Origin of the sequence: Staphylococcus sp. LKG4-2 (assembly GCF_050955665.1) — a bacterium.
GTDB classification, from domain to species: Bacteria; Bacillota; Bacilli; order Staphylococcales; family Staphylococcaceae; genus Staphylococcus; species Staphylococcus saprophyticus.
Map to the genome: position 1 here is coordinate 1,991,143 of NZ_CP194532.1, position 11,411 is coordinate 2,002,553.

Below are 11,411 nucleotides of genomic sequence, written 5' to 3' on the forward strand. Positions count from 1 at the left end.
ATGTTAAGCCCTACATTTGTAGTATTAGGAGGTCAAAAAAGTGTCAAAATTTAAGTCTTTGCTTCTACTCTTTGGCTCGCTAATTTTACTTAGTGGCTGTTCTAACGTAGAAGTTTTAAACCCAAAAGGGCCGATGGCAAGTGATTCGAAGTTTTTGATTATGTATTCAATTATCTTCATGCTTGTTATTATTGCCGCTGTTCTTATTCTATTCACAGTTTTTCTATATAAATATAGAATTGGAAACACTGATGAATCAGGTAAGATGCACCACAATTCTTTATTAGAAACAATTTGGTTTATTATTCCAGTAATTATTGTAATTGCATTAGCTATTCCAACAGTTAATTCACTTTATAATTACGAGGAAAAACCACAGAAAGAAGACGATCCACTTGTTGTTTATGCTACAAGTGCTGGTTATAAGTGGTTCTTTAGTTATCCTGAAGAGAAAATCGAAACAGTTAACCATTTAACTATTCCGAAAGATCGCCCAGTTGTCTTCAAACTCCAATCAATGGATATGATGACAAGTTTCTGGATTCCACAATTAGGTGGTCAAAAATATGCGATGACAGGTATGACTATGGACTGGACTTTAACAGCTAGTGAAGAAGGTACGTTCCGTGGACGTAACTCAAACTTCAATGGTGAAGGCTTCAGTCGTCAGACATTTGATGTGAATTCAGTAAGCCAAAGCAAATTCGAGGATTGGGTAAAAGATGCCAAAAAACAAAAAGTATTGGATCAAGATACATTTGATAAGCAACTTTTACCAACTACTGAAAACAAAAATTTAACTTTCAGTGGTACGCATTTAGCATTTGTTGATCCTGCAGCAGACCCTGAGTATATTTTCTATGCTTATGATCGTTATAATTTCGTTCAAAAAGATCCAAACTTTAACACTGAAGAAGAACGTACAGCAGATGTGTTAGATAAACCAGATCAACCTGCACGTAAGCCGCAAATCACAAATGCTAACTACGAACGTCATGGAATGAAAGCCATGATTTTAGGCAATAATGAACCATATGATAGTGAATTCAAAGATGAAGAATCACATAATATGGATGAAATGGAAAAAATCTCTGAAGGTGCTAAAGATGAAAAAGCATCTAAAATTGAGAAAAAAGACCATGAAAATGGAGGTGGACATTAATGAATTTTCCATGGGATCAATTACTCGTTCAAGGTAACTGGATGATAACAATGGGACAAATTGGTGCTCCTTTCGCAGTTATTGCCGTAATCGCAGTAATTAGCTATTTCAAATTATGGAAATATCTATACAGAGAATGGTTCACATCTATTGACCATAAAAAAATTGGTGCAATGTACTTAATCTGTGCGGTATTAATGTTCGTACGTGGTGGTATTGACGCGCTAATGATGCGTACGCAATTAGCCATTCCAGACAATACATTTTTAGAAGGAAACCATTATAATGAAGTCTTTAGTACGCACGGCGTAATAATGATTATCTTTATGGCTATGCCTTTCATCTTTGGTTTATGGAATGTTGTCGTACCACTACAAATTGGTGCGCGTGACGTTGCATTCCCTGTATTAAATAACGTAAGTTTCTGGTTATTCTTCTCAGGTATGATTTTATTCAACCTTTCATTTATAGTCGGAGGCTCACCTGCAGCTGGTTGGACAAACTACGCACCACTCGCAGGAGAATTCAGTCCAGGACCTGGTGTCAACTATTACTTAATAGCGATACAAATTTCCGGTATTGGTACACTGATGACTGGTATTAACTTCTTTGTTACTATACTTAGATGTAAAACACCAACAATGAAATTTATGGAAATGCCAATGTTTACGGTTACGACTTTCATTACAGCATTAATCGTTATCTTGGCTTTCCCAGTATTAACAGTTACATTAGCGCTATTTACAACTGATAGAATTTTCGACACAGCATTCTTCTCAGTTGCAAATGGTGGTATGCCAATGCTTTGGGCTAACTTCTTCTGGGTATGGGGGCACCCTGAAGTGTATATCGTTATCTTGCCAGCATTCGGTATCTACTCTGAAATTATTCCGACATTTGCACGTAAACGCCTATTCGGACATCAAAGCATGGTCTGGGCGACTGCAGGTATCGCATTCTTAAGTTTCTTAGTTTGGGTTCACCATTTCTTCACAATGGGTAATGGTGCATTAATTAACTCATTCTTCTCAATTTCAACCATGTTAATTGGTATACCAACTGGTGTTAAAATCTTTAACTGGTTGTTCACGCTTTATAAAGGGCGTGTTACCTTCGAATCTCCAATGCTATTCGCATTAGGGTTCATACCGAACTTCTTAATCGGTGGGGTAACAGGTGTTATGCTTTCAATGGCGGCAGCAGATTATCAATATCATAATACTTACTTCTTAGTAGCGCATTTCCACTATACGCTAGTAGCTGGTGTAGTATTTGCCTGTCTTGGAGCTTTAATATTCTGGTGGCCTAAGATGACTGGCTTCAAGTTAAACGAAACATTAAACAAATGGTGTTTCTGGTTATTCATGATCGGATTTAACGTTTGTTTCATACCACAATTCATCCTTGGATTAGATGGTATGCCACGTCGTTTATACACTTATATGCCAGAAGATGGTTGGTGGTTACTAAACGCAATCTCAACTGTCGGTGCCCTATTAATGGCATTAGGATTTATGTTCTTAGTTGCAAGTATCGTATACAGCTTCTTCAAAGCACCACGTGAAGCAACTGGCGACAACTGGGATGGTTTAGGACGTACTTTAGAATGGGCAACTGCTGGAGCAATGCCACCTAAATACAACTTTGCTATCACACCAGACTGGAATGACTATGACACATTTGTAGATATGAAAGAACATGGTCGTCATTATTTAGACAACCATAACTATACAGATATCCATATGCCAAATAATACTCCTGTTGGATTCTGGATGGGAATTCTCTTCACTATTGGTGGATTCTTCCTTATCTTTGAAACACTCGTTCCAGCTATTATTTGTTTAATTGGTATCTTCGCAACTATGGTTTACCGCAGTTTCCAAATCGACCATGGTTATCATATACCAGCGTCTGAAGTTGCTGAAACTGAAAAACGTTTACGTGATGCACGTATAAAAGAAAGGGAGGCTGTAAGTCATGAGTCATGATGCAAACACAATTGATCAACGTTCGCATGAAGGTAATTTAAATAAACTTGGCTTTTGGGTATTCCTTACAGCAGAATTCTCATTATTCGGTACGTTATTCGCAACATTATTAACACTTCAACACGGTGGCGATTATGCTGGAAAAATGACGACTGAATTGTTTGAATTACCATTAGTTTTAATTATGACATTTGCATTATTAATTAGTTCTTATACATGTGGTATTGCAATTTACTATATGAGAAAAGAAAAAGAAAAATTAATGCTGATTTGGATGATTATCACTGTATTACTTGGTATGGTATTCGTAGGCTTCGAGATTTATGAGTTTGCGCACTACGTACATGAAGGTGTTAATCTAACTATCGGTTCTTATTGGTCTAGTTTCTTTATTCTATTAGGAACACATGGTGCCCACGTGTCATTAGGTATTGTTTGGATTATTTGCCTATTAATTCAAGTAGCAATGCGCGGATTAAATAAAGACAATGCTCCTAAATTATTTATAGTTAGTTTATACTGGCACTTTTTAGATGTTGTATGGATTTTCATCTTCACTGCCGTATATATGATAGGGATGGTGTTTAGCGGATGAATACAATAGTAAAACATACTGTAGGTTTTATCGCCTCAATCGTTTTAACGATCTTAGCTGTATTTGTAACTTTATACACATCTATGGCACTTAATGCTAAGATTACCATCATCTTTGGTTTTGCTTTTATACAAGCTGCAGTTCAATTATTAATGTTCATGCACTTAACTGAAAGTAAAGATGGTAATTTACAAACCTTTAAAGTTTTATTTGCGATTATCATTACTTTAATTACTGTTATCGGTACTTATTGGGTAATGCAAGGTGGACACTCAAGCCACTTATAATCAATATAGACTTCTCTTCTGAGAAGCCTTAGAACAAAGAGACCCCCCTACGCATTTATTTGTGTAGGGGGGTCTCTTTATATATTGATTTCGTTAATTTCAAAATATGTATGTTTTGTTGTTATAAATTTTTCGTATGAAAAGAAAGCACTAAATTAATCGTTTATATTAACTATGGTAAATCAAACATGCAACTGACCGTCACTTTTCCTTCTTCATATCCCCCCTATTTTCAAATAGTATTTTCATTAGATGACGCCGATTTCTAAAAAAAATACTTCACGAATATTAAAAACTAACCTAGATTATTCAAAATAAATACTAATAAACTAAACTTAGGCTCTATGGAATGTCTTTACAACATTATTTCCTCATATTTCTATCAATAGTCGCTTAATTTTTCAATTGCTATACAACATTTTCTAGGTAAAACAATGTACACTATATTTAAATGATTATTTATTTTTAGGAGGAAATTCAATTATGAAACAACCTATTATCATAGATTCAGATCCTGGAATTGATGATGCTGCTGCGATTAGCATTGCATTAAATCATCCTAATTTTGATTTGCGAATGATTACTACAGTTAATGGAAATGTAGGTATTGAAAAAACAACTGCGAACGCTTTGAAACTTAAACGTTTTTTCTCGAGTACCGTTCCTGTACATAGAGGTTCCTCTCAACCATTATTATCAGAAATCGTAGATGCTAGTGCAGTACATGGTGAATCTGGGATGGAAGGATATGATTTTCCTAAGATTAATTACAATGATTTATCATCCACTCATGCTGTAGAAGCCATGCGCAAAGAACTTCAATCAAGTGAAGACCCTATTACTTTAATACCAATAGGACCTTTAACAAATATTGCCCTATTACTCTCAACCTATCCAGAAGTAAAAGATTATATTAAAGAAATTGTATTAATGGGTGGTTCGGCAGCTCGAGGCAATGTCACACCATTAGCAGAATTTAATATTTATTGTGATCCAGAAGCAGCACACATTGTATTTAACTCTGGATTACCAATTACAATGGTTGGCTTAGATGTAGCTAGAAGTTCTACACTTAGTCACGCAACGGTGAATGAATTACAAAGTTTAAACAAAACCGGTGACATGTTGCATCAACTTTTCAAACATTATAAAGGCGACGATTTTGAAAAAGGAATCAATGTCTATGATGCATATACGATACTTTATTTATTACATCCTGAAAAATTTGATGTGAAAGAGGCAGATGTACAAATTGAGACCACTGGAACACTTACAAAAGGTGCAACTGTCACAGATTTTAACACGCACTTCCCTAACTGCTCAGTTGTTATGTCTATCGAAACAAACGATTTCAAAAAACTATTTATTGAAGCTTTAAAATACTGTATATAATCTTAGTAAAAAACACACGCCCATTTCCATGGCGTGTGTTTTAAAATTTCAATTAATATGATTTACCCACATGATTATAAGGTCCACCCTGTTTTAAAATCTGATTGTAAATATGTTGGATTTTCTGTTCATTATTCACGTCACTATTTTCATAATTAGTTCCTAGGATTACAATATACTTGTCATTAAAATATGACGTAAAAACTTGACCAAAAAAACCACCATTAATTCTATTTTTATCTGCAAAGGAATAAAACCCATAGCGATAAGGTTGAGGATATTTAGACGTCTTACTCTCATGTATCAGTGGTTTTGATATATGGCTGTTTAATATTCTATTATTTTGTAATCCTAAAATCAATTTTCCCATATCACTCGGCGTCATGTACAAATTACCCGCCCCATAATACTGTTCTAAAACGTTGGGATACTGTTGTAGTGGTTTGCCAGATTTACCATCCTTTTTATAACCCTTAGCCATATATGCTTGAAAATTTGAATTATCGAAAAATGCAGTGAAATTTAAATGTTGCGGTTTTGAAATTCTATCCTCAAAATTTTTCTTATACGACTTGTTTGTCACTTCTTCAATCACACGCGATAATACTAAATAATTTCCGTCGTTGTACCTATTTTTATTGTAAAATTTAGGCTCAATGCCTTTTTGTTGAACTGCATGTACCGCTTCGTTTAAATTTTTATAATTTGGAGAAGCTTTATATTTAAACAATCCACTTTTATGCAACATGAGTTGATTTAAAGTAATTGGCTGCTTCATTTTAAACCATGGCAAATATTTAGTTACAGAATCGTTCATGTTAATTTTATTTTCGCTTTCTAATTGTTTCAACATTAATCCTGTTGCAAACTTTTGAGAAGATCCAATTAAATATAAAGTATCTGCTTGATTCTGTTTATTTTCTTGAATGTTTTGCAAACCGTATCCTTTATTTAATTTGAGTTGACCATTTTCGAACACAGCTGCAGTACCGTTAAATTTAACTTGTTCAAGATATTGATTAATCTGCATCATCTGTGGATTTTGATTATCGACAATAGTCTGTAAATGTCCCATTTGTTTATTCGTAGTTTCTTGTTTCGTCTCATTTTGTACCATTGGCGTTTCTTGATGACTACGATGATATAGCTTATAGGCGATTGTAATAATAATTACTATTAATAATATAATTAAAATGATTGTTATTTTTTTGAGTATCTTTGTTGTCATAATGTTGCCTCTATATTTGTTTAAACTATATTATTAATATAGTTTGCTTCAAACTGTTGTGTAATTTCATCAATATTTTCAACTTCAAGTGAAAAATATAATTTAATTTTTGGCTCTGTACCAGAAGGTCTTAACGCAATAAAACCATTTTCAAAAATAAATCTAATTAAATTTGTCTTTGGTAATGTTAATTTCTCAGTATGACCTGTTATCATGTCTCTAACTTCTCCAACATGATAGTCCTCAATTTTTAGTACATCCATACCACATATAGAAAATACCTGTTCATTTCTAAATTGCGACATAATACTTTCTATTTTTTTAACACCGGCTTTTCCTTCAAATGTAGGCGCAAGTGTTCTGTCCTTGAAATAACCGATATTTTCGTAAATATCTTCAATTGTTTCCTTAAATGTTATACCGTTTTTATCAAGTAAATTCTTATATTTAACTAATAATGGTACCATTTGTATAGCATCTTTATCTCTTGAAATAGGTTGTGCTAAGTACCCATGACTTTCTTCAAATGCAAGCAGTAATTGCTTATCATCATCTTTCTGTTTGTGTTCTATTAAATCTGAAATGAATTTAAAACCTGTCAGAACATCGTTAACTTCTACATTGAGAGATGTTGCTAACCTTTCTGCTAGCTCGCTCGTAACTATTGATTTGATCATATATTGCGGCGTACTATCTTCAGTTAAATCTTGGAACCTTAATTTCATTAATAATAGCCCTATTTCATTGCCATTAAAATATCTAAAATCATTATCACCATAACGTTCTATAAATCCTAATCGATCCGCATCAGGATCAGTTGCAATAATAAGCTGTGCATCTGTTTTATCTGCTAGCTGTTTGCCAAGTGTAAAAGCTGCTTCATCTTCAGGATTAGCAATAGCTACTGTTGGAAAATTACCATTAGGTTCTGACTGTTCTTTTTCTATAACAAAATTATGATAATCTAATTCAGTTAAAATGTCAGATACCAAAGGTAGGCTCGTACCATGTAAACTCGTCAATATGACTTTTGCGTCATGTGCATCTATTGATCCTACTAATGACTTAACTTCTTTTTTATAACTTTCTGTTACTTCATTCGACATATATTTTATTTTACCGTTTTCTACGAACGCATTAAAATCACCTTTTTCAATATTTAATGGTGTTTCAATTGAATTTATATATTCACTTAATTGCTCTGAAGCTTCAGGTAATAATTGTCCACCCTTTTCATTATAAATCTTTATACCATTATAATTTTTAGGATTATGACTTGCTGTAATCATGATGCCTGCATTTACTTGTAGATGTCTTACGGCAAAGGATAATTCTGGTGTCGATTTATAATTGTCTGAAATAATAGCTGTGATACCATTATTTGCCAACACACTTGCCATCTCTTGTGAAAATGCTTTTGATAAAAATCTTGTATCAAAATGTATGACAACAGATGCGTCATCAACATTATGATTTAAATATTGAGCTAAACCTAGCGCTACTTTGCGGACTGTAAAAGCATTTAACCTTGCTGGTCCTAAACCAAATGTACTTCTAATACCTGCAGTACCAAATGATAAGACCCCTTCAAAACCAGCATTCTGTTCTTCTTCTGTTTGTGTTTCGTAAAAATCCTTTACTAAACTTTCATTTATATTTTCTAACCAAAGTGCTTTCACTATAATATTTCCTCCTCAAATCATTCATTCCTAGTACGTTTATTATATCTTTATGCTGGAATATGATTAAATTTGTTTCAACACTTGCTATAATTAAGTATAAAGGCAATCTAAAATTTCTAACATCTTTTAATTATAATCATCTACAAGATGATATTTCCAATATATATTATATCCTATGTCTTTAAATAAATCATATTTTATCAAATGACATTATTGTAATACTATTTTTATATTTATTAACCTTTCCACTTTCAATGATTTAAATCATTTCATAAATGATGATTTGATTAAATACAATCATATTTACTTAATCATACATGACAAGTGCATTGTATATTTATGATTAACACATAACTTCTGCGTGCATATTGTTTCATCATTTTATTACACATTGCCAATAAAATTACAATTAACAACTTCATAGTTGATATTTTTTAGTGATAGTAATAAAATTATAATTTATAGTGCATTTTCTTCTTTACAAATAATTTACAAAGTTAAAAAGAAGTAAAATCAAAATATAAATATAGTTACATGTACAAAAAATCTAATAATTTGGGAGCTTCAAACATGAATAAATTTTTAAAATATTTCTTAATATTTCTTTCATTAGTTCTTGTCGTTGTTCCAATTATTTTTGCGATCATATTGCTAAAATCTTCTCAAGGCGCTTTTGAGTCTTCCTTTAATGATAGTGATTCCTCTAGGAAGTCAAATATACGTGACTCTAAAGTAAATCCTTCAAAAGATCCTATATCTATCCTATTTTTGGGAATTGATGATAATAGTGGCCGTGAAAAAAATGGACAAACAGCTGAAAAATCTAGAACCGATGCAATGATATTATCTACTTTTAATGCAGATAAGGAACAAATTAGAATGTTAAGTATTCCGCGTGATACAATCAGCTACATACCAAAAGTTGGTTATTATGATAAAATTACGCATGCACATGCATACGGAGGCCCTACTGCTTCAATGGACTCAGTAGAGGCTACATTAGATTTACCAGTCGATTACTATGTCAGAATTAATATGGAAGCGTTTGTTGATGCAGTTGATGAATTGGGCGGCATTAAATATGACGTCCCTTACAACATTAATGAACCAAATACAAACGATACTGGTAAAATTAAAGTCAAAAAAGGCTATCAAAATCTTAATGGCGATGAAGCATTGGCTGTAGCTAGAACACGTCATCAAGACTCAGATTTAAAACGTGGTCAGAGACAAATGGATTTAATTAAAAAACTATTTGCAAAAGCACAAAAAGCAGACTCATTTAATAAACTAGATGATGTTGTTGAAATTGTCGGAAAAAATGCCAAACATAATTTAAGTTATGATGAAATAAAAGTACTTGCTACTTCTTATTTAAAAGATGATATAAAAATAAAAAGTTCACAACTTGAAGGTGACGATGATTATTTAAATGGCATTTATTACTATAATCCAGATATAAAAAATATCCTGTCAACGACAAATATGTTGCGAAGTGACTTAGATTTACCTAAAATTAAAGATAAAGATGAATTATTAAATCAACGCGTGATTGATTATTATGGTACACTCGTACCATTAACCGAGTTAGATGATAGTCTTCTAACGAAATCACAAAAAGATAGCTCGGAAGATGAAAATAGTAATGAAAATCAATCAAATGAGAATGACAATAGCAACTCAGAAACAAATAACGCTGAAGATTATAATAATCAGCAACAAACGGATCAGTTTGGTAACGAACAAAATAACGTGAATCAACCCCAGAACGATTCTAATCAACAACAAAATGATCCTAACCAACAGCAAATTGATCCAAACCAACAACAGAACGCTCAAGAAGTACCAACGAATCAATATTAATCTAGAAAGGAGCTCGTAATATGTCACGCAAAACTTATGAAAAACTAGCACATGTGAATGGCATGTTTAATGTTTTAGAGCAGCAATTGATTCACAGCAAAGATATGGCGCTATTCAGAAATGAATTTTTCTACGTTAATCATGAACATCGTGAGAATTATGAGGCCTTACGCATTTACTATAAAGATAGTGACCTTAATCCTGTAGTTGATGGTGCGTGTTACATCGTTGCACTCCCAGAAATATTTGAAAAAGTTGATGTTTTTGAATCTGAGTTACCATTTACTTGGGTATATGATCAAAATGGTATCACTGATACTATGAAGCAAATCAGTGTACCTATCCAATACTTGATTGCTGCAGCGTTAGAAGTAACCGATGTAAACCTATTCAAACCTTCTGGCTTTACCATGGGAATGAATAACTGGAATATTGCACAAATGCGTATTTTTTGGCAGTATACAGCAATCGTAAGAAAAGAAGCACAATAAATTCAAATAACTCTACCCTACCATCTATTTTATGGTAGGGTATTTTTAATATCTAAAATGAGAAAAGAGGTAAATATATGTTTAATATTGTGACTACACCTAAAATGATGGACGATGCATTAGAAATTCGTAAAGAAGTATTTGTGAAAGAACAAGGTGTTCCATTAGAAAATGAAATTGATCAATTTGAAGACGTTGCCACTCATGTCATTGGTTATGATTCAAATCATATACCTTTTGCTACTGGAAGATTTCGTCCTGTAAATGATAGTGTAAAAATAGAACGTGTAGCTGTTAGAGCGACGCACCGTAAATCAGGATATGGTCAATTACTTATGCAATTTCTTGAAACATCTGCAAAACAACAAGGTTATAGTAAATTGGCGTTAAATGCACAATATCATGCCAAGTCCTTTTATGAAGCGCTTGGTTATAAATCTATTGGTGATATCTTTATGGAAGAAAATATCGAACACATTGCTATGACAAAAATAATTTAAAAATTTTTCATCCGAATATTACAGTTATTCTTCATTTAAATTTTGTAATATTTCAGAAAGTGTAATATTTTAATATAATGTAAATTAGGCGTTATAACGCTTTTCTATTAGCTTTATAATTTTTTAATACTGGCTTTAGATTAATTTTATATTACAAAACAGTAAAAACCAGCCTCTAGGTCTTTCGTCGTATTATAATAGGATACAAATATATATAGTTAAA

At 32.7% G+C, this 11,411-nt stretch carries 10 protein-coding genes; 8 read left to right on the forward strand and 2 right to left on the reverse strand.

Annotation, left to right across the window (positions count from 1 at the left end):
* Positions 1-40: 40 nt before the first annotated feature.
* From qoxA to rihC, 5 genes are all read left to right on the forward strand, one after another.
* On the forward strand, positions 41-1,162 hold the full coding sequence (gene qoxA / locus ACM6UH_RS09755; protein WP_037538850.1) for a cytochrome aa3 quinol oxidase subunit II: 1,122 nt from the start codon (positions 41-43) through the stop codon (positions 1,160-1,162).
* On the forward strand, positions 1,162-3,150 hold the full coding sequence (gene qoxB, locus ACM6UH_RS09760) for a cytochrome aa3 quinol oxidase subunit I (protein ID WP_011303444.1): 1,989 nt from the start codon (positions 1,162-1,164) through the stop codon (positions 3,148-3,150). Before qoxA ends, qoxB begins: the two co-directional genes overlap by 1 nt.
* Positions 3,140-3,745, forward strand: coding sequence for a cytochrome aa3 quinol oxidase subunit III (gene qoxC / locus ACM6UH_RS09765; RefSeq protein WP_002483712.1), 606 nt, complete (start codon positions 3,140-3,142; stop codon positions 3,743-3,745). The genes qoxB and qoxC overlap by 11 nt, the downstream gene beginning before the upstream one ends.
* Positions 3,742-4,032, forward strand: coding sequence for a cytochrome aa3 quinol oxidase subunit IV (qoxD, locus tag ACM6UH_RS09770; RefSeq protein ID WP_011303445.1), 291 nt, complete (start codon positions 3,742-3,744; stop codon positions 4,030-4,032). The genes qoxC and qoxD overlap by 4 nt, the downstream gene beginning before the upstream one ends.
* A gap of 483 nt (positions 4,033-4,515) precedes the next feature.
* On the forward strand, positions 4,516-5,424 hold the full coding sequence (gene rihC / locus ACM6UH_RS09775) for a ribonucleoside hydrolase RihC (RefSeq protein ID WP_011303447.1): 909 nt from the start codon (positions 4,516-4,518) through the stop codon (positions 5,422-5,424).
* Positions 5,425-5,476: 52 nt separating this feature from the next.
* Here rihC and ACM6UH_RS09780 read toward each other — a convergent pair whose 3' ends face one another.
* Positions 5,477-6,652 (reverse strand): serine hydrolase domain-containing protein, encoded by a 1,176-nt coding sequence (locus ACM6UH_RS09780; RefSeq protein ID WP_011303448.1) that lies wholly within the window; start codon positions 6,650-6,652, stop codon positions 5,477-5,479.
* Between the two features lie 20 nt (positions 6,653-6,672).
* Positions 6,673-8,331, reverse strand: coding sequence for a phospho-sugar mutase (locus ACM6UH_RS09785; RefSeq protein ID WP_011303449.1), 1,659 nt, complete (start codon positions 8,329-8,331; stop codon positions 6,673-6,675).
* A gap of 573 nt (positions 8,332-8,904) precedes the next feature.
* Between ACM6UH_RS09785 and ACM6UH_RS09790 the strand changes: the two genes are divergently transcribed.
* The 3 genes from ACM6UH_RS09790 (at position 8,905) to ACM6UH_RS09800 (ending at position 11,188) form a co-directional block, all read left to right on the forward strand.
* Complete coding sequence (locus tag ACM6UH_RS09790) at positions 8,905-10,197, forward strand: LCP family protein (protein ID WP_011303450.1); 1,293 nt, start codon at positions 8,905-8,907, stop codon at positions 10,195-10,197.
* 20 nt (positions 10,198-10,217) lie between these two features.
* The gene (locus ACM6UH_RS09795) at positions 10,218-10,688 is read left to right on the forward strand and encodes a DUF2538 family protein (protein ID WP_011303451.1); all 471 of its coding nucleotides are present in this window, start codon (positions 10,218-10,220) and stop codon (positions 10,686-10,688) included.
* A 77-nt stretch (positions 10,689-10,765) separates the two neighbouring features.
* Positions 10,766-11,188, forward strand: a complete 423-nt coding sequence (locus ACM6UH_RS09800) for a GNAT family N-acetyltransferase (RefSeq protein WP_011303452.1) — start codon at positions 10,766-10,768, stop codon at positions 11,186-11,188.
* The last annotated feature ends 223 nt before the right edge of the window (positions 11,189-11,411 follow it).